Below are 23227 nucleotides of genomic sequence, written 5' to 3'. Positions count from 1 at the left end.
TACCACCGAAGATCCTGTGGGAGCCTGGCTTGCCAGCGATGGCGGCTTCAGCGCCGCCACACTCACCACTCCCACAGGGTTTTGTGTCGTACACAAATACTGTGTACACCGAAGATCCTGTGGGAGCCTGGCTTGCCAGCGATGGCGGCTTCAGCGCCGCCGCAAATGCTGGGAATGAATCAAGCCTGCGCCGCCGCACTCACCACTGGCCGGCCTGGTTTGCGCAGCGGTTCCAGGCGTGAACCGCTGTAGCGGGTTTCGCGGTAGAAGCGCCAGCGTCCGAACAGGCCGTAGACATGGGTGACGCGACCCTGTTCGTGGTAGCCCATGCGGATGTGCAGTTTCAGTGCGGGGATGTTGTGGGTTTCGCAGACGTCCACCACTTTGTCGCAGCCCTGTGCGGCCATGGCTTCCCAGAGTGCGACTTGCACGTCCACCGACAGGCTGGTGCCGAAATACGGCCGGGCCATTTCGCCGCCGAATTCGAAAAACTCGCCGGGTTTGACCGGGAACCAGCAGCCGTAATAGTGACGGTCATGGTAGTCGCGAATGCTGCCCCAGATGAACGCGACTGCGTGGCCATCGGCGTCCAGGTACATGTGCCCGGTATGACCTTCGGCGGCAAGTTCGGCCATGGTCTCGACCCGGTCACCGAAGTGTTTGCCGAACGCGCTGGCGTTGTCCGGGGTGATGTCGACTCTGCGCAAACCGTCATAGGGGCGCAGCTTGTGCGGCGGCACCGGGCTGACCAGATCGCGCTCCATCCACAGCAGTTCCCAGTGGAAGAACACGTAGCGTTTCCATAGGGTGCCGAAGGTGCGACCGAGGCCTTTTTGACGGATGCGTTCTTGTAGTTTTTCGATGACGCTCATGTTGCCCTCCGTGGCCGGGGCCCGGTGTTGTGGATGACGCTTTGATGGGTATAGATCAAGCCTGCAAGTACATTTCAAAGTGCCATCTTCGAAAGTATTGCAAGTTATGTAAGTCAATCGAGTGCCGCAGCACCGCGTAGAAAATCCTTGTTCAAGTCGGCATAGGAAACCCGTGGAACGCCCGCCAACCGCTGCTCTAGCACGCGGCTCAGGGACTCTCCCGGTTCGAGATAGGCATCACCGAAATCAGCCCCAAGCTGATTCGGATGAGCGACAACTTCCAGCACGCCGTCGGTCGGCGCGACGTCGTTGCGCAGGTCCACCGGGGTGCACACGTAATCTGCCGTGGCGCCGGCCAGACCTTGCAGGCGCCGATTGAGCAAACCCTTGAACAAGCGCTTGGGCAAACTGAGGTTTTGTCCGAGGTTGCGCGCCAATCGAATCGGTACGCCTTGATGCGCCGCGAAGCGTGCCACGATCTCGCCAATCGGCCAGATGTTGTGCACGTGTTGGTGCGAATCGAAGTGGCTCGGGCGCACGCCATGATCGACGCAACGTTGCCACTGCGCCTGCAATTCTTCCTGCACCGCGTCGCGATCGTCACGGCTGAGCCACAGGCTGTGCCGGGCCAGACTGAGATCGAAAACACCGTGGCTGTCGCAAAAGGTTCGCCGCCCCAGAATCGACTGACTCAGCGGTTTGCCGTAGGTCAGATTGAAGTGTAGGCCGATCCTTCCTTCGAGCATCGGATGGCGGGACATGGCGCAGGCAGCCACGAACTCTGGCATGTTGGCCATGATCGTCGCGGAGCTGATCAGCCCCGCCTGAAACGCCGAAAAGATCACCGCGTTTTCACTTGGGCTGAGGCCGAAATCGTCAGCGTTGACTATGACTTGCCGAGGCATGTTCGCCCTCCGTGGGAATCGCGACAGGTTTGACCGGGGCGGCATGCGCGGCCGAAGTCGCACGTTGCGCACGCCATTGCAGCACCCTCGGTTTGAGCCGATGCCAGAGGCGCAAGCCCAACCCCAGCAACAGTCCGCCAGGGCGCCAGGAATAGAAACTCCAGCGCCAGTGCTCCAGTTGTCCGGTCATGCGTTCATGCAGTTGATGGCTAGAGTTTTCCAGACTCACCCGCGAGGCATCGATCCAGTGCCAGTTCTCTTCGAGCCCCCAGCGAATCCACTCATCCAGCAGCACGCGACCGCTGCCCAGATCGGCGTATTGCGGCAGGAACGCGAGGTTGTAATCGTAGAGCCGACCCTGCTCCAGCAAGCCGAGGCGATAGCTGATGCAACGTCCGTTCAGTTCCAGCGTCACCACGCGCACCAGCCCTTGGGCGGCGAGGGCGGTGAAAGCATTTTCGATGCATTGCCGGCTGCGTCCGGAGGCAAAAATGCCGACGCCTTCGTCACCTTTCCAGCTCACCGCTTCGACTTCGCTGATCGCCTGCAACAGCGGGCCCATGCTCATTGCATCAGGAACAATCCGTTGAACCTGGGCGCCACACGCGGCAATCCGTTTGCGTGCCCGGCGCAGTTTGTAGCGCGGATCACCACCGACTTCCTGATGATCCGTCTCGCTGATCAAATGCACCGGCACTCGACAGCTCAAGCGCCGTTCACCCGTTGAACTGTGGGCCATCCATTGCGTGAGGAGGCTTTCTTCACCGGCAGGCTCGGACAATTCGTTGAGTTGCAGCAACGCATGAGGCAGGCGCCGACGGATCTGCACCAGAACTTCGCGCATGTCCTCAACTGGCAACAGCGACAACAGCGCCAGACGATCCGCCAGCGGATAACCCAAGTGATGCAGCACCCGAAATGACAACCCGCCAAAGCGCTCGCGACTCGCCACAAGCGGCAGGCACAGGCGCAATTCATCCGCCTCCCAACCGAGCAGGATGTGCAGACGCTCATCGCTGCCAAGGGTCAGTTCTGCCGCGCGCAACCAGCCGAGGCTGTTGAACGGCGTGTGATCGGGCACCCGCAAGCGCAGCGTTTCATACGCCGCAGCCGGGAAGTCGGCGGCGCACAGTGAAGTGCGCCATTCGAATCTTGCTGCCATAGGCTCAGGTCGCCGCTGCTGTGACAGGTGGACGGGAAGGTTTGCGCAACGCATCCAGACGCGAGCCGCTGTAGCGGGTTTCGCGGTAGAAGCGCCAGCGGTCGAACAGGGTATAGACGTTCATGATCCGCCCTTGCTCGGTGTAACCCATGCGCAAGTGCAGCTTGAGTGCAGGAATGTTGTGGAACTCGCAGACGTCCACCACTTTGTCGCAGCCCTGATCAGCCATGGCTTTCCACAGTTCCAGTTGCAGATCCACCGACAGTTCCGAGCCCCAGTAGGCGCGGGTCAGTTCGCCACCGAATTCGAAAAACTCGCCGGATTTCACCGGGAACATGCAGCCGTAGTAATGGCGGTCGAAATAGTCGCGGGCGCTGCCCCAGATGAAGGCCACGGCGTCGCCCTGATCGTCCAGATGCATGTGCCCGGTGTAGCCCTCGTTGGCCAGTTCAGCCATGGTGCCGACGCGGTCGCCGAAGTAGCGGGCGAAGGCGCTGGCGTTGTCGGCGGTGATCTTCACCACCCGCAGCGGCGGATAGGGTTTGAGGTTGTGTGGCGGCACCGGGCTGACCAGATCGCGCTCCATCCACAGCAGTTCCTGATGGGAAAACACGTAGTGCTTCCACACTTTACTGACGGTCGCCCGCAGGCCTTTTTGCCGGATGTTTTCACTGAGTTTGCTGAAAATACTCATCTCGTTGACTCCTGAACCTTGGCCAGGTGAACACCAAAAATTGTGTGTTTGCCAGGCCATTTCTCTAATCGGAATAAGGGTTCATGACGCGATCCAGCTCAGGGCGAACAGGGTTTCCCCTGGCAAATCAAAGCTGACGCGACCGTCGCGGCAGGCAAACGGCGCGTCGCGGCTGCGGTTGTCGGCGCCGAAGTAGCGCAATGCGCCGTTGTTCAGCGGGCACTTGGCGCCGCTCAAATCGACACGCTGCATGCGCGTGCCTTTGTTCACTCCGAGCAGGCCATGCTGTTTGTCGTCAGCCATCGCCAGCACATCGACTTCAAATGCATCGTTCTCCAGCCACAGCACCTGATGCAGCCAGTGCTGCGCGATGAACTGTTGCGCCAGACCGACCGGTTTCAGCTCGAAACGATCATCCCCCAGCACCCGCAACATGCCTTTGGGGTACTGCGGCTCGTCGGCGGCCTGAAACCAGCTGAGCATGCTCAGCAAGCCATCCTGCGAGGCATTGATCACCACCGAGGCCCACCACAGCGAGGCGTAATGGGTTTCCTGGTCGTAGGGGCTCAGGTTTGAACCGCTGGACATATTGGTCTGATCCAGCAGCAGCGCTTTGCGCGGTTGCCCCTTGGCGTCGAGGCCGACCAGTTCGGCGGCGCGGCGCACGCTGTCGCGATAGACCCGGGTGGCGAGCAGGTCGCGGATCATCCATTCGTGCCAGGCCAAGGCATCGATCTGAGTGCCGGATTCGGCCAGCAGACGCCGCGCCCAGTCGATGCCACGCTTGTCCGCCGCGTTGTCGGCGAACGGCCCGTTGACCAGCCGCGAACTGGCCGGCATGGCGATGCGCACGCCAGCCTTGGCATTCGCCGGATTGATGCGCACTTGTCGCGCCATGCTGGTGAAGATCGCTTGATACTGCGCGTAGCTCGAATAGTTGAGATTCGGCTCGTCGGCAAAACCGATGTAGTGCGTGCCTTTGCCGCCCAGTTCGCGGGTGCCGGCGAGCCACGCGTCGAGGCCACTGTTGCTTTGCACGTCGGCGCGCAAATCGGCTTGGCGCTGACTGCCAGCGAGCAAAGTGATGTCCTGCTTGATGCCGAAACGATCCTGATAAACCTTGCGGAATGCGTCTTCGAAATGTGGGTTTCTCGCCATCACATCGACAAAGCTGTAGTAACTCGCCGCCGTCGGTTTCAGTGCATCGAGTGCAGCGTGACTGGCGGGTGGCGGCAGCACGTAGGGCAGGGCGATGCCCAGATCCGGTGTGCGTCCGAGGACTTTGTCGTGCAGGGTCAAACGGGTTTGCCCGGCATCTTCACGCAGAGGCTGGAGCTGCTGCGGATTCTGTGCGAACAGATTGGCCGTGCCGTCGAGCCAGAACGCGGCTTTGCCGTTGCCTTGCAGACGCAGGCGCCAGACTTGCTCGCGCTCGCTGACCGGTAATGCGACCTGATCGAACTGCCAGTAGGCGCGATAAGGTTTGAGTGCCAGCGTCAACGCTTGCCCGTCACCCACGCGTTGCGCCTGCAAAGCGCTGACACCGCCGTGGAATTTGCCGGCAAGCACTGCGTGTTCCCCCGGCGCGACTTTGAAGTACAACTCGTCGCCGTTGTGGGTTTGCGCACTGAAATGCACCTTGGCCGGGGCGAACAGCGCTACGGTGTTTTCGTCGTGTTCGACGCGGTAATTGCGAAAGCTGTAGCCGGGGATTTCCAGGCGATAACTGGCCGCGCCCGGTAGCAACACCCAGCTCTGGCTGCCACGAACTTCACTGGCCTTTATGAACCGGTCACCCTGCAATTTGCCTTGGCCGTCGATCAGGTACAGATGCTCTTCATTAGCATCGGCCTGCCACGCCGGAGTCCAGCGCACGGTCACCGTGTCGGGGCGACTGGCTTGCAGATACAGGCTGCCGTCACGAATTTCGCCCCAACGCATCGAAGCCGCCGTCGCGTCCAGCGACAGGCCGAGGCCGATTAGCAGGAACAGGCCTTTCATGCAGCCTTCCGGCGTTGCAACATCAGCCACATCGGCGCGAAATCGCTGGGCAGAATGATCAGGGTTTGCCAGAACGGTACGTGGCTCAAGCGGCAATAAAGCACCAGCATGGCGATGGTCACCGCCAGATAGGCAATCGACGACGCCGCCGCTGCGCCGACGATGCCGTAAGCCGGGATCATCACCAGATTCAGCGCCAGATTGAGCAGGGCGCCAAGACCCATCAGCAGCGACACCGCGCCGGGACGGTTCTTGCCCAGCAAGTCCAGACGCAGAATGCTTGCGTAGCACAAGCCCAGCAGCCCCGGCAGCAACGCGAGCAGCGCCGGATACGCGGGTTGATAAGCCACGCCGAACAAGGTCACGATCAGCCAGTTACCGATCAGCGCCATGCTCAGACAGGCGCCGAGCATCACCGTGGCGGTCAGGCGCAGCGCCAGTGGCGTGACCTTGTCCATGCCTTCGTCCTGTTGCAGCAGGCGTTTCATCAGCGGCGTGGTCACCGCTTCCGGGACGATCAGCAACAGTTCGGCGGCAGCGCTGGCCATCGCGTAATGACCGAGCGCGGTGCTGCCGAGCAGGGCGCCGATGAACAGGTAATCCGAGCGCAGAATCACTTGTTGAAACAGCAAGTCCGGATGGCTGCGGGCGCTGTAGCGCAGCAGTTCTTTCTGGCCGGCGCGATCCCATTGCAGGTGCAACGGTTGTGCGCGTTTGAGCCAGACCCAACCGGCCAGCACCACCAAACTGATACCGGCCAGCCAACTGATCAGCGCCGCTTCGAGGGCGGCGCTTTTCCACATCCAGAACAGCGCGAGAAACAGCAGCAGCGGCGCCAGCGACTCGACCAGACGCAAGGCATTGAACGCGACCACGCCGCCCGAGGCGTTGTGCAAAGTCAGCAGGCCGCTTTTGAGTACGGTCAGCGGTACCGCCAGCAGCAACAGCCAGGCGAGCAGACCGAGTTGCACGGTGACGTCCAGTTCGCTGCCGAATTCGCGCACCAGCGCCACCACCAGCAAGGTCAACAACGCTGCCAGTAAACAACCAAACACCAGCACCTGACTGAGCAGTAAACCCATCGGCCGCTGCTTGGCCGCCTGATAACCGACCGCCGAATTCAACCCGCCGCTGGTGGCGGCGCTGATCAAATCCGGCAGAGTGCTGAGCAGCGCAAACAGGCCGCGTTCGCTCGGCCCGAGAATGCGCGCCAGCAGCACGTTGCGCAGCAAACGCAGGGCGATCATCGCCAGTTTGGTGCCCATACTCAGCGCCAGGTGTTTCAGGTAACTGCTGCGACTCATGGCCGCGCGCCGCGAAAAATCCGCCACGACAGCAGTTCCGGATTGCGCGCCGTACGCTGGCTGACGCCAAAGCGCGGCAGGTTCAGCGGATCGCCTTCGCCGCGATAAATGCCGGTGCCGGTGCCCAGCGCAAACGGGTAGTCATGCTCGGCGATCTGCTTGCGCACGCGTTCGTCGTTGTCACCGTTGGGGTAGCAATACACCGGCAGCGGCCGGTTGCAGCCGTTGTACAGCGCATCGCGGCTGCGGCTGATTTCTTCGTGCAGGCGCACGTCATCGAGACCGGTAAGAATTGCGTGACTGGCGCCATGCGGGCCGAACCGCACCAGCCCGGATGACTCCAGCGAGCGCACCTGATGCCAGTCCAGCGCTTGCGGTTGCGATTCTGGCGGGCATTCGCCGGTCAGGCGGTCGAGCATCGCCGGTTCAAGTTCTTTCAGGGATTGCAGGTAATGCAGCAGCGACAGGCTGCGCCGATCGGTATCGATATCGTCCAGCAGCACCGGCAGTGGATGACCGATGGCGTGCAGGCATTCGATCAAATGCATCCGCGCTTTTTCGCCGTGGCTGCCCCACAGGGTTTCGCCGAGGCTTTCCCACCAGAAGCGCTGGCGACTGCCAATGAAATCGGTAGAGAGGAAAATGCTCGCCGGCACCTGATGCTTTTGCAGCAGCGGGAAGGCGTTTTCCGCGTTATCGCGCCAGCCATCATCGAAGGTCAGCGCGACCTGCGGCCGTTCGCTGCGCAACGAGTTCGGCTGGAGGATTTCCATCAGCGGTACGCAATCGAAATGCCGGCGTAACCACACCAGTAAGTGCTCGAATGCCTTGGGCCCGACGCACAGTTCATTGCGATGCGGCAGGTCGGCGGCGCGATCATTGGCCAGCACCCGGTGCAGCATCAGAATCACCCCGGCGCCTTGCAATTGATTTCGGCCTACGGGCGAGTTGAGGTAAAGCCAGCCACTGGTGCGTTTTATCAGTTGTTTGATCGCCATGGCATGTGTCCTCTCAACGGTTCTGTTCAGGATTCCACTGGGCATATCGATGACCGCGCAGGAACTGCCACAGGCCGACACTCATCCCGGCAAGGGTGACCAGCAGAAATGCAGCGAAGCGGAACGGTTTGGGCAAGCGGTGTTGCGAATCCAGCAGCCCGACAATTGCCACGGCGTACCCGAACAATTGCGCGATCAGACTGAGTCGATAGAAACCATGCTCGTTCCACAGCCAGAAGTTGCTCAGCAGCAACGGCAGCAGCAGGATCGGCGCCAGACGCCGGATCAGCTTGTGGCTGATCAGCGCCAGGGAATACAGGCCATGTTTCAGCGGGTTGAGTAGCTCGCTGCGCTGGGCGAGGCTTTGCAGACCACCGACGGTGACGCGCTGGCGGCGACGGAACTGTTTGTCGGCCTCATCGACGCCGTGGTCGATCACTTGCGCCTCGGGCACATAGACGATGCGTTTGTGAGCTATCGGTGCGCAGGTGCTGAGAAAGAAGTCGTCGTTGACCTCCGCCGGCACGTTCTGGAACAACTCGCGGCGCAGGGCGAGCAAGGCACCGTCGGCGGAGACCATGCACCCGGTGCGATTTTCCACCCGGCGCAGCCAGCCTTCGTAATGCCGATACAGACTGTCGCCGACGCTCAAACCACCGCCAGTCACCGGGATCACCATGTGCCCTGCACACGCACCGACCTGCGGGTCGCTCAGCGGCGCGAGCAGGTAGCCAAGGGTGTCCCGCGACCATTGGTTATCAGCGTCGGTGAACACCAGAATGTCGCCAGTGCTCAGCGCTGTCCCGGCATTCAATGTCGCGGCTTTGCCCTGGCGCGGCAGGTCGAGCACGGTGATGCGCGGGTCGATGACTTTGTGCGCGCAAGCCACGGTGTCGTCGGTCGAACCGTCGCTGGCGAGGATGATCTGCAAACTGGCGGCCTGATAATCCTGGGCCAGCAGCGTGCGCAACTTATGCTCGATGTGCCGCGCCTCGTTGTGCGCGGCGATCACGATGCTGATGTTCAGCGGCGGTGCCGGCGTGTGCCGCCAGGCCGGGAACAACGGCGCCAGCACTGTCAGCAGCAGCGGGTAGCCAAGGTAGGCGTACACCGGCAGCAACAGGCAGGTCCAGAAAATGAATTCAGCCACGGGCAGGCCTCCTGGCGTTCCAATGACACAGACTGAGAATGAACGCGGCTCCGGCCAGGTGCAGGCGTATCCAGTGCAGACCCCAGAGTTGCAGGGTCAGGGCGAGATTATGGTGACGCGAACTCTGACGCACGCTGAGCACCAGCGCCGGGATCAGGGTCAGCGACACCATGATCGCCGCGTGATGCGGGAAACCGTTGAGCAGTGCGGAAATCGCCATCAGGTCCAGCAGCCATGCCGCCAGCGACAACATCGGAAAGCGCAGCAGGCGCAGGCTGAAACCATGGGTACGGAGCAATTGCAGGTGGCTGCCCTGACGCCACATTTCCTTGCCCATCCACTCGCGCCAGTTCATTTCGTAACCCCAGTGCAGGGCGACGTTGTTGTTGATCGACAGCAAGCGCGCACCTTGTTCATGCAGACGCAGGGTGAACTCCTTGTCCTCGCCGGTACGCAGGGTTTCGTTGAAACCTCCGACCTTGTCGAACCAGGTGCGGCGCATCAGCAGATTGGCGCTCGGCAACCAGTCCACTGCGTGTGAGGTCTGCGAGGAAACACGCAACGTGCGGCGCTGCCAGGCGCTGGCAAACCACGGCGCTTCGGCCGGGGTGTGCAAGTCCAGCGCGAACAAATCGGCCTTGCCACTGGCCTCCAGATCGAACAACGGTTGCAGCCAGTCTTCCGGCATCTCGACATCGGCATCGATGAACGCCAGCCAGTCACCGCTCGCCAGCAGACTGCCGCGATTGCGCAAGGCACCGATCAGCAATCCCGGTAACACCAGCACTTGCGCACCGAACTGCCGGGCGATGTGCGGGCCATCGTCGGTCGAGCCATTGTCGACCACGATCAGTTCGCACTCGACGTTCGCTGCATGCGCGGCTTTTTGCGCAGCGAGCAAGGTACGGCCAATGTGCCGGGCTTCGTTGAACATCGGGATGACAATGCTGATGCGGCTCATGCTCTGGCCTCCAGTTTCGGCGCTTGCTCAGCCTTGAGGCGCAGGACGCTGGTCAGCGCTAGCATGATCCACACGTATTTCTGGTTCGGCGCGCTGAGGAACATCAGGAACAGCGTCAGTGACAGGAAGCTCACGCCGAGGTGGGTCATCAGGTCGGCCTGATGCCAGTCGCGGCGCTGCATCCATTCGCGGCGGGCGCGGATCAGGTTGTACAGGCCCAGCGTCAGCATGCCGACAAACATCAGGCCGGCCGGAATCCCCAGTTCGCTGAAGATTTCCAGATAGGTGTTGTGGGCGCGGCGGTACAGGTCACCGATCTTGCGGTTGGCGGAAAACGCCTTGGCGTAACCGGTGGTCGCGTAGTGCAGCGGGAAGGTGCCGGGGCCGGAACCGAGCAACGGGTTCTCGCGGATCATCTGGCTGCCGACCACGATGTACGAAGCGCGACGGCCGAGGGATTCATCATCGTGGCCCTTGGCGCCGGCGCTCAATACGCTCAATGACTGGATGCGCGCGATGTAACCGGCGGGCATTGCGTAGATCGCCAGCGGGATGACGATGGCGGCGCCGAGCATGGCGAAACCCAGATGCCGTGGCCGAATGTGCGCAAGCTGCGTCCGATAATGCCAGCAACCGATCAACAGACTCAGTGCCAGCACCACCAGCCCGGAGCGCGATTCGGTTTTGGTCATGCCGCCGAGCAGCAGCAGGCAGCAACCGCCCCAGAACAACCGGTGCAGCAGGTTCGGGCTGCGAATCACCAGCAGCAGGCCCATCGGCACCGCAAAAGCGATCAGCAGGGCGAAGGCGTTAGGGTCTTCGAGCAGGCCGGCGGCGCGCCCCTGATCCTGGAATTTGGTCGAGAACATCGCCATGGCGCAGGTGGCGCTGACGCTCAGGGTCACCAGTCGGGTGAATAGATCAAGGTTGAGATCGCGGCCGATCAACAGCGTGATGACGAACAGGATCAGGCCGACGCTGAGTTCACGCAAATGCCCTAGCGACATGCCCATGTCATCGGTGTTCAGCAGGCTGAGAAAGTACAGGGTCATGAAAACGATCAGATAACGCCAGAGGTTGCTGCGCAGACGTTCGGACGGAATCTGATGCAGCGCCAGTTGCAGCATCAGGATCACCGCCAGCGAGGCGCCGAGCAGTTTGCTGCCCGACAGCGAACTGTCTTTGAAAAACCCCTCGAACGGCACCAGCGCAGCAATCCCGAGCAGGCCCCAGGTCGGTTTGCGGTAAAGCACCGCGACACCCACCAGCCCGAGCACCGCGCCCGGCGCCAGATACGGGTAAGGGCTGGCCAGTAAACCGACGCAGACCAGAGCGAGCAGACTGACGATCGAGAGCGGGAAAATCATGCGCGTGCCTCCCGTGCCGTGCGGATGTACAGCTGCGACCAGCGTTCGGCGAGGGCCTTGAGGTCGTAGCGATCCAGTTGCGTGCGTTTTGCGTTGTCGCGCAGCTGCCGGGCCAGGTTCGGCTCGGTCAGCAGAGTCGTCAGTTGGCGGGCGAGGGCGGCGCTGTCGGCCGGTGTCGCGAGCAGACCGCTTTGCCGGTGTTGCAGCACATCGGGAATCCCGCCGACACCAAACGCCACGACCGGAACGCCGGCCTGCATTGCTTCGAGCAAAATCATCGGTGTGCCTTCGGTGCGCGAGCTGATCACCAGCGCATCCAGTTGCCGCCACCACGGTTGCATGTCGGTCTGATAACCCGGCAGACGAATCCGTTGTTGCAGACCTGCGGCGTTGATCCGCGCCTGCAATGCCTCGTGTTCAGGGCCATCGCCGAGCATCACCGCATCCAGTTGCGGGTGCTGATGACACAGCGGGATCAGTGCATCGAGAAACAGATCCGGGCCTTTTTCGCTGCTCAGGCGTCCGACGTAACCGGCGAGCCAGCGTTGCCGGTCAAGATCAGGAATCATCGCTGCGGCAGCCGGTAAACCGTTGGGAATCACTTGCAGCTTTTCCGCCCGCACACTGGCCTGACGGTGCAGCACGGCAATACTCTCGGCCACGCACACCACCCGATCCACCGAAGCGGTGCGGCACAGTTGCAGGCTGAGCCAGGTGTAGAACTTCTGCTTGCGGCTACGCGGGGTGAAACCGTGTTGGGTGATGACCAGCGGCAGGCGCAACAACGTCGCGCCAACCCAGCCGAACAGCAGCCCTTTGAAATTGTGGGTGTTGATCAGCGGATGCTCGCTGCGGCGTTGACGCAAGTGCCGCAGCAAGCCCCCCAGACCTGCACAACCGTGAGCGTCCACCCCGGCGTCGCGAAAGCGCGCGATCAGTTCGGCTGGCGCGTCGAGAAACAGCACCTGATGCTGTCCCGGCGTCGCCAGACAATGATCCAGCAACATCCGCTCGGCCCCATAGAAGCCGCCGCTGCTGAGCAAATGAATGATCGGCAGCGCGGCGTTCGGGGAGGACGCGGTGTTCAATTGCGCACCCAGTGCACGAAGCTCGGCACGGTCCAGTTTTTGTGCGGATTACCCGGTTGCGCGTTCTGATCGTTGATCACCAGCAACACCGGCAAGCCCAGTTCATGGGTGATTTGCGCCGGATGTTTGAAACGGTGATCGAAGAACTCACGCACGTAGACAAAGGCAATCGCCAACAACAGACCGGTGAACAAGCCGAACGGAATGATCAACATCGGTTTCGGGAACGCAGGCTCGGTCGGTTCGAACGGCGGGCTGAGCACCCGGGCGTTCGACAGGTCGTCGTTCAGCGCGCCAGTGGTGCTGCTTTCGGCGAAACGCTGGGCGTAGGTCGAGAACGCTGCATGCATCGCATCGATCTCGGTGTCCATCTGCCGCAGCTTGCTTTGGGTTTGCTGCAAGGTGTGGATGCGGTTTTTGAAGTCGGTGATGCGTGCGGTTTTCTGATCGATCACCTGTTGCACCACGGCCAGGTCGTTGGTGCGTTCCTGAATGCGGTTGGCCACCACTTTGAGGAATTGCTGACGGGTGCGAGCGATTTGCTCGCGGGTCAACAGCATCGGCTCACTGCCGGGCTGGAACACCGCCAGGTCGTTCATGTAGCGGCTGACCTGTGTGGTCAGTTGCTCGCCGAGCTGTTTGATCTCCCGATCTTCGAACGCCACGTTGTCGACGGTGGTGGTGAAGGTGTAGGGGAAGGTGTAGTCGTTGAGCTTGTTACTGCTCGCGGCAGCGAGACTGGTTTTCAGGTATTCGAGCCAGCGCTGGCTCTGCAACAGGCGATCCTGATACAGGTTCAGTGCTTGTTCTTCGGTGTTGATCGCGTTCAGGCGGAAGGTGATTTCCTCCTTCGGATCGGACGACGCGACACTTTCCAGCAACGCCTGGCGGTTACCTTCCAGACCATCGAGGCGCACCTGATACAGGTGTTTTTTCGATTCGTAGAACGATTGCGGCAGGTCGATCGATTGCAGCGCCTGACGGCTGAACAGATAGTTTTGCAGCAGGGCGGCGACAAACGTCGTGCCTTGATGCGGGTCAGGGAAGCTGTAGACGATCGAGATCACGTTGGAGCCGGGCAGGGTCTCGATTTTCAGGCTGTCGATGGCCTGTTGGGTCAGGGCGTCGAGCGCGGTGTCGCGCACCGGATCGGTTTGCAGCCCCAAGGCATTACGCACTGGATTGATCACGTATTGGCGCAGCGGCGAAGTGACGTAGCGCTTGAACGGATCGCCGACCAGTCGGGCGAACATCCCGGCGGGCGGGGTGTACTCGCCCTTGTCGCGCAGTTCGCTGATGGTCTGGCGGATCAGTGCCGGCGAGCGGAGGATATTGCTCTCGGTTTCCATGTCCGCCAGTGACGGCGGAATGAACGTGGCGTTATCGACCGTCAGTGACGTGGTGGCGTCACCCTGGGAGAGTTTTTTCGACTGCACGATCACCTGCGCGGTGATATCGAAGCTCTGTTTCAGCACCAATGGGAGCAACAGTGCGATGACTGCAAAGATCAGGAAGACACGCTTCACCAGTTGCTTGTTGGCGAAGAAGATCCTGAAGAACTCATGCAGGTAGTTTTCCTTTGGATTCATGGTCGGTCACCTGAGAGTCGGTTAGTTGCTGTTGTTGTCGCTTTTGTTGTCGAGGCGGTAGCTGAAACTCATGCCCACGCCCTGAAACAGCACCACGTCGGCCAATTGCCGGGCGAGTTCGCCGGCGCTGGCCAGTTTGGTTTTCGGCACGTAGAGCATGTCGTCCGGTTGCAGGTAGGCGATTTGCGACGCGTCGCCGGCCAGCGCTTTTTCGACGTCGTAGTGCACGGCCTGCACCTGATTGCCGTTGCGGCGCATGATCACCACCGAATCGAGGCGTGCCTTGATGTTGGTGCCACGGGCCAGGGTCAGCGCTTCAAGCACCGAGACCGGGCGGCGGATCGGGTAGGAACCTGGCTGGCCGACTTCGCCCAGCACGTAGATTTCGTTGCCGGCGGTGGATTTGAGCAGCACATCGACGCTCATCCGCCCCGGCAGGGCCGCGTATTTCTTGTTGAGGAAGGTTTCGAGTTGATTGACGGTCATGCCTTGCAGCGGCACGGCGCCGATTTCCGGGAAACTCGCATAGCCGTCGGTGCCGACGGTGATCTCGCGGCTCATGCCGGTGGCCGGGTGGTTCAGCGCGCTTTTCAGGTTCTGTTCATTGGTCAGCGGGCTGATGATCTGCACCGTCAACTGATTGCGGTTGGGCTGAAACAGTTGCTTGCGCTGATAGGCCCGCTGGATTTCGTCGCGTGCCTCGTCACTGGTCAGCCCGGCGATTTTCACCGAGGTGTTGGCGCCCGGCAGATTGATGGTGCCGTCCGGCAACACCAGTTGATTGCCGTTGAGCTGGCTGGCGGCGGTGAAGTTCAGGCCGATCTGGTCACCCGACTGCACGCGATAAGCATCCGAACCGCTGGTGCTGATGTGGAAGATCACGTCCAGCACATCCTGCGGGCGCAGGGTCTGCTCGATCTTCGGCATGTCGGTGGCTTGAGCGTTGGCCGGAGCGGCGGTGAGGATATTCACCGGCATGTTTTGAGTTTCAGAAGTGCTGGAGCAACCTGCAAGCGGCAGCATCAGCAGAACCAGTATCTTGGCGTTCATGGCGTCGTCCCTCGCGTTTGCTTACAGGTTTTTGTAGAGCCATTTCGGCATGTAGTACATGCGCCGGTTGAACACGCTGCCGACCACTTTTGCCCCGGCCTGAGTCAGCCGTTGCACGGCGGCCTGGGCGACTTCCCAGCGGGTGTCTTCGGCGCGAACCACGAACACCACGCCATCGACCTGGGTGCTCAGCACCAGCGTGTCGGCGGCGGAATACACCGCGTCGCCGTCGATCACCACAAAGCGATACTGGCTACCCAACTGGTCGAGCAACGGGCTCAGGCGCTCGGCAGTCAGGTGTTCGGTGGTGCGAATCGGCCGGCCATTGGGCAGTACGTGGAACGGCAGGCTCGACACCTGCACCACGCAGTCCTGCAACAGCGGTGGGCTGTCCGGGTTGAACAGCAGGTCACGCAGGCCGCGCTCCTTGCTCAGGTTCAACTGCTGGGTGAGGTTGTTCGCCGACTGGCTGGCGTCCACCAGCAGCACTTGGCCGCTGCTCATTTGCGCCAGTTGGCTGGCCAGCGCCAGAGCGCTGGTGGTGGTGCCGGCGCCAGGGTTGGCGGCGGTCAGAAACAGAATCCGCAGATCCAGATCCAGCACGGTCGAGGTCAGGTTCGACTCGCTGGGGCTAGCGATGCTCAGGCTTTTGTTGGTTGAACCGTCCATTAGCTTGCTCCGTGGCCGCTGAATACTTTGAAGGGGGTTTTCAACAGGATCTTCAGATCAAGCAAAAGGCTTTGCTCGGCGATGTAGCTGAGGTCCAACTCAACGCGCTGGTCGAAGTCGATATTGCTGCGCCCGGATATCTGCCAGAGGCCGGTCATGCCGGGGTAGATACTCAGACGTGCAAGGTGGTTGTCCTTGTAGCGATAGGCGTTGAACGAGGTCGGACGCGGGCCGACCAGGCGCATGTCGCCGGTCACTACGTTGAACAGATTGGGCAATTCATCGAGGCTGGTACGCCGCAGAAAACCACCGATACCGGTGATGCGCGGGTCCTTGTCGATTTTGAAGTCGATGGCATCGGCCCCGTGCTTGTTGAGGTGACGCAGCGACTCTTTGAGTTCTTCGGCGTTGCTGACCATGGTGCGGAACTTGAACATGCCGAACTTGCGGCCGCGATAGCCGGTGCGTTTCTGCACGAACATCACCGGGCCCTGGCTGGTGAACTTGATCGCCAGTGCCAAGCCCAGCAACAGCGGCGAGAACACCAGCAGAATCAGCAGTGCGCCGATGCAGGCCACGACCCGGTTGGTGCGCGACAGTGTCCATGGCCGGCCACCATCGCGACCAGTGAACCAGCCACGACCCTGACGATGGATCGCTGCGTCCAGACGCATGCGCTGCTCCGGGTCCATGCGCTTGTCGCGCTGCAGGTGTTGGATCGGTACACCTTTCTCATGTCCAGTCATGGAGTCCTCCGCTGATGTTCAGCCGCGAGCGGCGCGTGGGCGATAGGCAGTGGGGTAGTAGTCGCGGAACCAGGCAATAAAGCGCCCGAGTCCCTCGTCCAGTTCGATTCGCGGTTCGAATCCGGTGGCCTGGGCCAGATCGTCGGTCTCGGCACAGGTATTGAGTACATCGCCCGGTTGCATCGGCAGCAGCTCGACAATGGCTTTCTGGCCGAGGTGTTTTTCCATCAGCGCCAGATAGGCTTTCAGCTCCACCGGATGGTGACCGCCAATGTTGAACAGGCACCACGGGGCCATGCTGCTGCCCGCGTCGGGATGTTCGCGATCCCATTCCGGGTGCGCGTGCGGCGGATGGTCGGTGAGACGCGCGATGCTCTCGACGATGTCGTCGATGTAGGTGAAATCACGCTGGTGTTCGCCATAGTTGAACAGCTTCAACGGCGTGCCATCGGTGATCGCCCGGGCGAACTGGATCGGCGACATGTCCGGCCGGCCCCATGGTCCGTACACGGTAAAAAAACGCAGGCCAGTGCTGGGAATGCCGAACAGATGGCTGTAGCTGTGGGCCATCAGCTCGTTGGCTTTTTTGGTTGCGGCGTACAGCGACAGCGGATGATTTACCCCGTCATGTACCGAGTACGGTATGTGCTGGTTGGCGCCGTACACCGAACTCGACGAGGCGTAGATCAAGTGCTCGACCGGGTGATGCCGGCAGCTTTCAAGAATGTTCAGGAAACCGCTGAGATTGCTGTCCAGATAGGCCCGTGGATTTTCCAGCGAATAACGCACCCCGGCCTGCGCCGCAAGGTGGATAACCACCTCTGGTTGTTCGCGGACAAACAGTGCGTCGATGGCCGGCGCGTCGGCCAGATCGATGTTGGCGAGGTGAAAGTCACCGACCTGATCACGTACCCAGTCCACGCGATCACGTTTGAGCTGCGGGTCGTAGTAGGCGTTGAAATTATCCAGACCGACCACCGTGTGTCCGTCACGCATCAGTCGCAACACGCAATGTGCGCCAATGAATCCGGCCGCGCCGGTGACCAGGATTTTCATGGCCGCAACCCTTCAGGAGCAATATGACGCAGACCGATACCGGTGTAATGCAGGCCGGCGGCAGCCACGTGTTCAGGGTTGTAGAGGTTGCGGCCGTCGACGATCACCTTCGAGCGCAGCTTGCTCGCCAGTAACTCGAAATCCACCACGCGGAAGTTTTTCCATTCGGTGCAGATCACCAGCGCGTCGGCGTCTTCCAGCGTGTCATCGCGGGTCGCGCACAGGTGCAGGTCGTTGCGGTAGCCATAAATACGCCGGCATTCGGACATCGCTTCCGGGTCGTAAGCCTGGACGCTGGCGCCTTCGGCCCACAGCGCATCCATCAAATAACGGCTAGGGGCTTCGCGCATGTCGTCGGTGTTGGGTTTGAACGCCAGACCCCACACGGCAATCGACTTGCCAGCCAGGCCCTTGGGGAATTGCGCTTTGAGTTTGCTGAACAGAATGTGGCGCTGCGTGTCGTTGACCTCGGTGACGCTGCGCAGCAATTTCAACGGCATGCCGTTGTGTTCGGCGGTGTGCAGTAGGGCACGCAGATCCTTGGGGAAGCACGAACCACCAAAGCCGCAACCGGGATAGATAAAGTGATAACCGATGCGCGGATCGGAGCCGATGCCTTTACGCACCGCTTCGATGTCGGCGCCGAGCAATTCGGTAAGGTTGGCCAGTTCGTTCATGAAGCTGATGCGCGTGGCGAGCATCGCATTGGCGGCGTACTTGGTCAGTTCGGCGCTGCGGTTGTCCATGAACATCAGCTTTTCATGATTGCGGCAAAACGGCGCGTAAAGCTCACTCATCTGCTCGCGGGCCTCGTCGTCTAGGGTGCCGACGATGATTCGGTCCGGGCGCATGCAGTCGGCGAGGGCGCTGCCCTCCTTGAGAAATTCCGGGTTGGAGACCATCCGCACCTTGAGCGCGCTTTTGCCACGCCGTTGCAGTTCTTCATTGGCGGTGGCGGCGACTTGATCGGCGGTGCCGACCGGTACGGTGGACTTGATGATCAGCGTGCGATCTGCCTCCATGTGCGAGGCGATTTGCCGCGCCACATTCAACACGTGGCTGAGGTCAGCGGAGCCGTCCTCATCGGCGGGTGTGCCCACGGCGATGAAGATCAGTTCGGCGTGCTCTACCGCATCGCTGGCCTGGGTGCTGAACAACAAGCGGCCGGCCTTGATGTTTTCTTCCAAAGTGGCGGACAAGCCGGGTTCGCTGATAGGCGGTACAGCTTGTTGTAGTTGTTTAATCTTGTTCGAATCAATATCGATACATAAGACACGGTGTCCGACATCGGCAAGCGCCGCTGCTTGTATCAGGCCAACATAGCCCGTACCAAATACGCTCACGTCCATATTGGCGTGCCTCGTAAGACGGTGAAAAAGAATTAAAATCGAACTGTCAAAAGGGGTATAGCGCAGGGTGAGAAAAGCGTGTCAGCAAAATGACATGTTGCACCTGTATAACACCTCGAATTTTTCGGGCGATTGGCCATCAAGTGCTTGCTACGGCTCAATTTGTCCCGTGCTTGACGCTTTTTTCACATTCAGAAGAAAGCGATAAACGGTCGAACGCCGCGAAATTAAAGGCTTGTAGCGATTGGAGTGTGTCAGATTTGAGTCAACGGTTTTTTGACGCTTTCGATAAAAACCAGCCATTTCTTGCGCTTTGATGGCCGGGTGCTAGTGTCAGATTTTTACCGACAAATGATTGACCCCAATGCCGTTTCGAGCGACCGGAATTGCCATGTTTCGATATTCGAAAGAACTGCTTTTAGTTATTTATCTGCTGCTTTATTCCGAATATTACGTAGATCGGTTAAATGCTATCGGCATGGGCCCGGCTGTACTTCTTTTTGGCGCGATGTTTTTGGCGCTGACGATAGCGTTATATCTAACGGCCTATATCCGCCAGACACTCATTCGGCATTTATTCGCATTGGCGATGTTTGTTTCTGCGGTGTTTTTCGATGTATATACCCGCGTCACTGCCGATTACCTGAGTTACAGCAGTTTTGTTTCGCTGGTGTATTCCGGCGGCTTTATTCAGGAAGCCGCGTATCAGTACCGCGACGCGATCATTCACGGAGCGCTCACGGGCCTGTTGCTGTTGTTCGGCATCGGTCTGAAACCGCGTCATGCGCTTGTCGTGCCGAATGCGCTGCGTGTGGCGGCGCCGCTGTGTGGCGTATTGTTGCTTAGCGCGGTGTTGTTTTTGCGGGCGGGTGAGGGTGCGCGGGGCTTGCCGATCATGTACACGCCGCTGGCTTATCTGAACCTGTTCGCCTATGAAGCGCTGCACAACACCGTCGGCCCGCGTGAGCCGGTGACGCTGGCGCGCAACGGGCAAGCGGTCGGCCATGACATCGTGCTGATCATCGATGAAAGCATTTCCGGCAATTACCTGGACATCAACGCGCCGTTCGGTGTGCACAGCAATCTCAAAGAGGCGCACCCCGGCGTCGATATTTTCAATTACGGCTATGCCGCGTCGGTCGCCAATTGCAGCGCCGACACCAACGTCACCCTGCGCTACGGCGGCACCCGCACTGACTACATGCGCATCAACAGCACGCTACCGTCGATCTGGCAGTACGCGAAACAGGCCGGGTTGCGCACGGTGTATATCGACGCGCAGCGCACCGGCGGCAATCTGCAGAACCTGATGACCGATACCGAGAAAAAGGACATCGACGAGTTCGTCCAGTTTGACCAGACCAGCGTCCGCGACCGCGACATGGCAGCAGCGGCGAAGTTGATTGAGCTGCTCAACGACGATAAACCGGAGCTGGTGGTGATCAACAAGGTCGGCGCGCATTTTCCGGTACACGACAAATACCCCGATGCCTTCATGGCCTACCGTCCGACCCTGCCACGCGGGCAGTTCACCGAAGTGGCGGATACCGGCAAGCGCGACGGTTTCAACGGGCAGCCGGATGAATGGGTGCTGTACCGCAACGCCTACAAGAACACGGTGTTATGGAATGTCGGCGAGTTCTTTGCGCGGGTGTTTGCCCAGGCCAATCTGAACAATGCGCTGCTGATCTACACCTCCGACCATGGCCAGGATCTGCATGAACGCGGTAATCCCGGGCTCAATACGCATTGCGGCGGTGACCCGGTGGAAGAAGAGGGGCTGGTGCCGCTGGTGGTGATTTCCGGCAGTGAGCTGAAAACCCTGGACTGGCAGGCGCAACTGGCGACCAACAAGAACCGCTCCAGCCACTACAACATCTTCCCGACGCTGTTGCAGTTGATGGGGTATGACCTGACGGGGATCGAGGCGGTGTATGGCAAACCGTTGACGGTGCCGACGGCTGATGATTTCACCTTCAATTACCGCTTCAATGCACGGCTGGGGGCCAAGCCCGAGTGGAAGCATATTGATTTGAATACCATCGTTACGCCGGGTGAGGCGGGGTCCAATGTGGCGGTGGGGGAGTGAGGTTTGTAGTGGGCTCACTGGCCTTATCGCTTGCAGGCAAGCTCCCACAGTTGAAGCGGGTACGATGCCAATCCCTGTGGGAGCTTGCCTGCAAGCGATGAGGCCCGCTCAATCACCGCAACTTCTAAACCTTGATCCACCGAGCCCGATAAACCCCCGGCGCACACCCCAGCCACCGCAGACACGCCCGGTTGAAACTCTGCACATCGCTATAACCCAGCCGATCAGAAATCTGCACCAGTTCCAGTCCCCCCGCCTGCAACAGATCCTCGGCCCGATAGCGCCGATACTCATCCAGCAACTCTGAAAAACTCCAGCCCTGCGCTTTAAGCCGCCGCGCTGCCGTGCGTTCCACCAGATGTCGATCAGCGCAAAACTGCTTCCAGTCGGCACTCGCCAGATCCTCGATCAAGTAATCGCTGAGTTGCTCAAGTAATGTCGATTCGCAGTGGCTGCGGGTCTGTTCCAGCAACTCGACCAAGGTTTGCTCCAGCCCCTGATTGCCCGGAGTCAGCGGTGCTGTGAACAACTGCGGATCAAGTTGAATCGCCGGGTACTCCCGCGAACCGTGCACTGGCGCACGAAAGGCCTTTTCATGTTCTTCACTGCTCGGCGAAACCAGCGTCACCGCCAACACCGGATCACGCTCCAGACCACTGGCGAGCAACTTGCGCCGGAGCATGCTGCACAGGCTGACGAGGATGTAATCGGCAATCGGCGCGCATGCTTGCAAGCTGCCGGCGTCGAGCAGACGCAGTTCGATAGCATCACCGTCACGCACGATCTGCGCGCGGTAATGGCCGTTGAAGAACGGGAAAAAACGCACGAAATAATCGCAGGCGCTTTCCAGCGAGACCGCGACGTCGAACAGATAGGTCAAGCCATTGGTGGCGGTGGAAACGAAGCGCCGGCCCGCCGCGAGGCCGATAAACGGGTCGTCGGTCTGTTCCAGAGCAAACACCCAGAAGCGCCGCGACAGCACCAGTGGAATGCGCATGAACGGCGTGCGCAAGTCGAACAGACTGCGATGGAATTGCGCTTCGATGGCTTCGCGGCTGATACCTCGGGCGAGCAGTTCTTCGATGGCCGGCAGCAGGGTCGGCGCGTAAAAGGCGTTGGCGGGTGGCTGATCGCTTTTTGTCATTTGGGGCTCACCGCTTGTTCCGGGACACTGGTTAGGCTGGCCGACGTTAAGCGATTTGCCGGAGCAAGACCATGCTTGATTTACGCCAGCTCGACCTGAACCTGTTGCTTGCCTTCGATGCGATCTACCAGCAACGCAGCGTCACCCGTGCCGCGCAGGTGATGAGCCTGTCGCAACCGGCGATGAGCAATGCGCTGCGACGGCTGCGCGATTTGTGCGGCGATCCGTTGTTTATCAAGAGTCGGCTCGGAGTGACGCCGACGCTGGTGGCGCATCGGCTGGCCGACTATGTGCGCAACGCGCTGGAGTCGTTGCGTGAGGGTTTGCGCATGATCCCGGCGGCGCGGCAGAGTAATCCGTTGTTGCGCATCAGTTGTCTGGATTGCCTGCAACCGGTGCTGCTCGACGCACTGCTGGAGTCGCCGCATGCCGACTGGCAGGTGCGCTACTTTCAGCCACGTCGGCGCGACGCCTTGCAGGATCTGGCCAGTGGCAAACTCGACATCCTCATCGACATTGATCAGCCCTTGGCCGGACTCAATGGTTTGCACAAACGCAGTCTGCCGGCGGATCACTATGTGTTCGCCTATGGCGAAGCGTTGCAGGAACCACCGCGTACGTTGCAGGCGTATTTGCAGCAGCCGCAGATTCAGGTGTCGAGCCGGCGTGACGGTTTGAGCCCGGTGGATCTGCACCTCGGTCTGAAAGGCTTGCGCCGGACGATTGCGGTGAGCACGCAAAGCACGCTGGCGGCAAAATTGATCGCCGACCGCCAGCCGCTTGGTCTGAGCCTGCCGAGCCGGGTCGCCAGTGCGCTGGGTATGCGCCAGGCACCGTTGCCATTGGAGGACGCGGTTGAACTGAAACTGGCGCTGTATATCGAGGCCCGTTATCGCTTCGAACGCAGCCGCGAAGAAGCAATGCACTGCCTGCTGCGCGCCCTTGGTGACCCGCAAATTCCAGCCGCTACACCCGCGCTGTGGGAGCGAACTGCCTCGCGATAGGTGCAACAGACTTTCCTGGTTCGAGCGCA

At 60.5% G+C, this 23227-nt stretch carries 20 protein-coding genes; 2 read left to right on the top strand and 18 right to left on the bottom strand.

The window, feature by feature from the left end:
- Window positions 1-179: 179 nt before the first annotated feature.
- The 17 genes from ACIOZM_RS07930 to ACIOZM_RS07850 form a co-directional block, all read right to left on the bottom strand.
- Complete coding sequence (locus ACIOZM_RS07930; RefSeq protein ID WP_401211621.1) at window positions 180-872, bottom strand: GNAT family N-acetyltransferase; 693 nt, start codon at window positions 870-872, stop codon at window positions 180-182.
- A 113-nt stretch (window positions 873-985) separates the two neighbouring features.
- Window positions 986-1777, bottom strand: a complete 792-nt coding sequence (locus ACIOZM_RS07925) for a ChbG/HpnK family deacetylase (RefSeq protein WP_401211618.1) — start codon at window positions 1775-1777, stop codon at window positions 986-988.
- On the bottom strand, window positions 1749-2939 hold the full coding sequence (locus tag ACIOZM_RS07920; protein ID WP_401211616.1) for a GNAT family N-acetyltransferase: 1191 nt from the start codon (window positions 2937-2939) through the stop codon (window positions 1749-1751). Before ACIOZM_RS07920 ends, ACIOZM_RS07925 begins: the two co-directional genes overlap by 29 nt.
- Before the next feature lie 4 nt (window positions 2940-2943).
- Window positions 2944-3633 carry an N-acetyltransferase gene (locus tag ACIOZM_RS07915; RefSeq protein ID WP_401211613.1) on the bottom strand — a complete coding sequence of 230 codons (690 nt, stop codon included), beginning with the start codon at window positions 3631-3633 and terminating at the stop codon, window positions 2944-2946.
- Window positions 3634-3714: 81 nt separating this feature from the next.
- On the bottom strand, window positions 3715-5634 hold the full coding sequence (locus tag ACIOZM_RS07910) for a hypothetical protein (RefSeq protein ID WP_401211610.1): 1920 nt from the start codon (window positions 5632-5634) through the stop codon (window positions 3715-3717).
- A complete protein-coding gene (locus ACIOZM_RS07905) occupies window positions 5631-6938 on the bottom strand; it encodes a lipopolysaccharide biosynthesis protein (protein WP_401211607.1) in 1308 nt (435 codons plus the stop codon). The genes ACIOZM_RS07910 and ACIOZM_RS07905 overlap by 4 nt, the downstream gene beginning before the upstream one ends.
- Entirely contained in the window at window positions 6935-7936 is a 1002-nt protein-coding gene (locus ACIOZM_RS07900) for a polysaccharide deacetylase family protein (protein WP_401211605.1), read from the bottom strand. Before ACIOZM_RS07900 ends, ACIOZM_RS07905 begins: the two co-directional genes overlap by 4 nt.
- Window positions 7937-7949: 13 nt before the next feature.
- Window positions 7950-9086: a glycosyltransferase family 2 protein gene (locus ACIOZM_RS07895; RefSeq protein WP_401211603.1), complete on the bottom strand. Its 1137-nt coding sequence runs from the start codon at window positions 9084-9086 to the stop codon at window positions 7950-7952.
- Complete coding sequence (locus ACIOZM_RS07890; protein WP_401211600.1) at window positions 9079-10047, bottom strand: glycosyltransferase; 969 nt, start codon at window positions 10045-10047, stop codon at window positions 9079-9081. The genes ACIOZM_RS07895 and ACIOZM_RS07890 overlap by 8 nt, the downstream gene beginning before the upstream one ends.
- Window positions 10044-11414, bottom strand: a complete 1371-nt coding sequence (locus ACIOZM_RS07885; RefSeq protein WP_401211597.1) for an O-antigen ligase family protein — start codon at window positions 11412-11414, stop codon at window positions 10044-10046. The genes ACIOZM_RS07890 and ACIOZM_RS07885 overlap by 4 nt, the downstream gene beginning before the upstream one ends.
- On the bottom strand, window positions 11411-12502 hold the full coding sequence (locus tag ACIOZM_RS07880) for a glycosyltransferase family 4 protein (RefSeq protein WP_401211595.1): 1092 nt from the start codon (window positions 12500-12502) through the stop codon (window positions 11411-11413). Before ACIOZM_RS07880 ends, ACIOZM_RS07885 begins: the two co-directional genes overlap by 4 nt.
- Entirely contained in the window at window positions 12499-14091 is a 1593-nt protein-coding gene (locus tag ACIOZM_RS07875) for a GumC family protein (protein ID WP_401211592.1), read from the bottom strand. Before ACIOZM_RS07875 ends, ACIOZM_RS07880 begins: the two co-directional genes overlap by 4 nt.
- A gap of 21 nt (window positions 14092-14112) precedes the next feature.
- Complete coding sequence (locus ACIOZM_RS07870; protein WP_401211589.1) at window positions 14113-15141, bottom strand: polysaccharide biosynthesis/export family protein; 1029 nt, start codon at window positions 15139-15141, stop codon at window positions 14113-14115.
- A 21-nt stretch (window positions 15142-15162) separates the two neighbouring features.
- On the bottom strand, window positions 15163-15810 hold the full coding sequence (locus ACIOZM_RS07865; protein WP_401211586.1) for a CpsD/CapB family tyrosine-protein kinase: 648 nt from the start codon (window positions 15808-15810) through the stop codon (window positions 15163-15165).
- The gene (locus ACIOZM_RS07860; protein ID WP_401211583.1) at window positions 15810-16556 is read right to left on the bottom strand and encodes a sugar transferase; all 747 of its coding nucleotides are present in this window, start codon (window positions 16554-16556) and stop codon (window positions 15810-15812) included. Before ACIOZM_RS07860 ends, ACIOZM_RS07865 begins: the two co-directional genes overlap by 1 nt.
- 18 nt (window positions 16557-16574) lie before the next feature.
- Window positions 16575-17612, bottom strand: coding sequence for an NAD-dependent epimerase (locus ACIOZM_RS07855; RefSeq protein ID WP_401211581.1), 1038 nt, complete (start codon window positions 17610-17612; stop codon window positions 16575-16577).
- Window positions 17609-18961 carry a UDP-glucose dehydrogenase family protein gene (locus ACIOZM_RS07850; RefSeq protein WP_401211578.1) on the bottom strand — a complete coding sequence of 451 codons (1353 nt, stop codon included), beginning with the start codon at window positions 18959-18961 and terminating at the stop codon, window positions 17609-17611. Before ACIOZM_RS07850 ends, ACIOZM_RS07855 begins: the two co-directional genes overlap by 4 nt.
- Before the next feature lie 391 nt (window positions 18962-19352).
- Here ACIOZM_RS07850 and ACIOZM_RS07845 point away from each other — a divergent pair, with 391 nt between their 5' ends.
- Window positions 19353-21050, top strand: a complete 1698-nt coding sequence (locus ACIOZM_RS07845; RefSeq protein WP_401211576.1) for a sulfatase-like hydrolase/transferase — start codon at window positions 19353-19355, stop codon at window positions 21048-21050.
- 124 nt (window positions 21051-21174) lie between these two features.
- Here ACIOZM_RS07845 and ACIOZM_RS07840 read toward each other — a convergent pair whose 3' ends face one another.
- Window positions 21175-22194, bottom strand: a complete 1020-nt coding sequence (locus tag ACIOZM_RS07840) for a helix-turn-helix domain-containing protein (RefSeq protein ID WP_401211573.1) — start codon at window positions 22192-22194, stop codon at window positions 21175-21177.
- Window positions 22195-22265: 71 nt separating this feature from the next.
- Here ACIOZM_RS07840 and ACIOZM_RS07835 point away from each other — a divergent pair, with 71 nt between their 5' ends.
- Window positions 22266-23198, top strand: a complete 933-nt coding sequence (locus ACIOZM_RS07835) for a LysR family transcriptional regulator (RefSeq protein WP_401211571.1) — start codon at window positions 22266-22268, stop codon at window positions 23196-23198.
- Window positions 23199-23227: the final 29 nt, after the last annotated feature.

The sequence above is a fragment of the Pseudomonas sp. NPDC087346 genome, assembly GCF_044744235.1.
Lineage (GTDB): Bacteria > Pseudomonadota > Gammaproteobacteria > Pseudomonadales > Pseudomonadaceae > Aquipseudomonas.
Note: the sequence above shows the minus strand (reverse complement) of the source record. Positions and strands in the feature narration are given on the sequence as shown.

Excerpts from the sequence above, each read along its gene's own strand:
- ACIOZM_RS07875 (WP_401211592.1), bottom strand. The coding sequence starts at position 14,091 with ATGAATCCAAAGGAAAACTACCTGCATGAGTTCTTCAGGATCTTCTTC.
- ACIOZM_RS07915 (WP_401211613.1), bottom strand. The coding sequence starts at position 3,633 with ATGAGTATTTTCAGCAAACTCAGTGAAAACATCCGGCAAAAAGGCCTG.
- ACIOZM_RS07925 (WP_401211618.1), bottom strand. The coding sequence starts at position 1,777 with ATGCCTCGGCAAGTCATAGTCAACGCTGACGATTTCGGCCTCAGCCCA.
- ACIOZM_RS07855 (WP_401211581.1), bottom strand. The coding sequence starts at position 17,612 with ATGAAAATCCTGGTCACCGGCGCGGCCGGATTCATTGGCGCACATTGC.
- ACIOZM_RS07900 (WP_401211605.1), bottom strand. The coding sequence starts at position 7,936 with ATGGCGATCAAACAACTGATAAAACGCACCAGTGGCTGGCTTTACCTC.
- ACIOZM_RS07870 (WP_401211589.1), bottom strand. The coding sequence starts at position 15,141 with ATGAACGCCAAGATACTGGTTCTGCTGATGCTGCCGCTTGCAGGTTGC.
- ACIOZM_RS07910 (WP_401211610.1), bottom strand. The coding sequence starts at position 5,634 with ATGAAAGGCCTGTTCCTGCTAATCGGCCTCGGCCTGTCGCTGGACGCG.
- ACIOZM_RS07850 (WP_401211578.1), bottom strand. The coding sequence starts at position 18,961 with ATGGACGTGAGCGTATTTGGTACGGGCTATGTTGGCCTGATACAAGCA.
- ACIOZM_RS07885 (WP_401211597.1), bottom strand. The coding sequence starts at position 11,414 with ATGATTTTCCCGCTCTCGATCGTCAGTCTGCTCGCTCTGGTCTGCGTC.
- ACIOZM_RS07865 (WP_401211586.1), bottom strand. The coding sequence starts at position 15,810 with ATGGACGGTTCAACCAACAAAAGCCTGAGCATCGCTAGCCCCAGCGAG.
- ACIOZM_RS07840 (WP_401211573.1), bottom strand. The coding sequence starts at position 22,194 with ATGACAAAAAGCGATCAGCCACCCGCCAACGCCTTTTACGCGCCGACC.
- ACIOZM_RS07930 (WP_401211621.1), bottom strand. The coding sequence starts at position 872 with ATGAGCGTCATCGAAAAACTACAAGAACGCATCCGTCAAAAAGGCCTC.
- ACIOZM_RS07920 (WP_401211616.1), bottom strand. The coding sequence starts at position 2,939 with ATGGCAGCAAGATTCGAATGGCGCACTTCACTGTGCGCCGCCGACTTC.
- ACIOZM_RS07835 (WP_401211571.1), top strand. The coding sequence starts at position 22,266 with ATGCTTGATTTACGCCAGCTCGACCTGAACCTGTTGCTTGCCTTCGAT.
- ACIOZM_RS07860 (WP_401211583.1), bottom strand. The coding sequence starts at position 16,556 with ATGACTGGACATGAGAAAGGTGTACCGATCCAACACCTGCAGCGCGAC.
- ACIOZM_RS07890 (WP_401211600.1), bottom strand. The coding sequence starts at position 10,047 with ATGAGCCGCATCAGCATTGTCATCCCGATGTTCAACGAAGCCCGGCAC.
- ACIOZM_RS07845 (WP_401211576.1), top strand. The coding sequence starts at position 19,353 with ATGTTTCGATATTCGAAAGAACTGCTTTTAGTTATTTATCTGCTGCTT.
- ACIOZM_RS07905 (WP_401211607.1), bottom strand. The coding sequence starts at position 6,938 with ATGAGTCGCAGCAGTTACCTGAAACACCTGGCGCTGAGTATGGGCACC.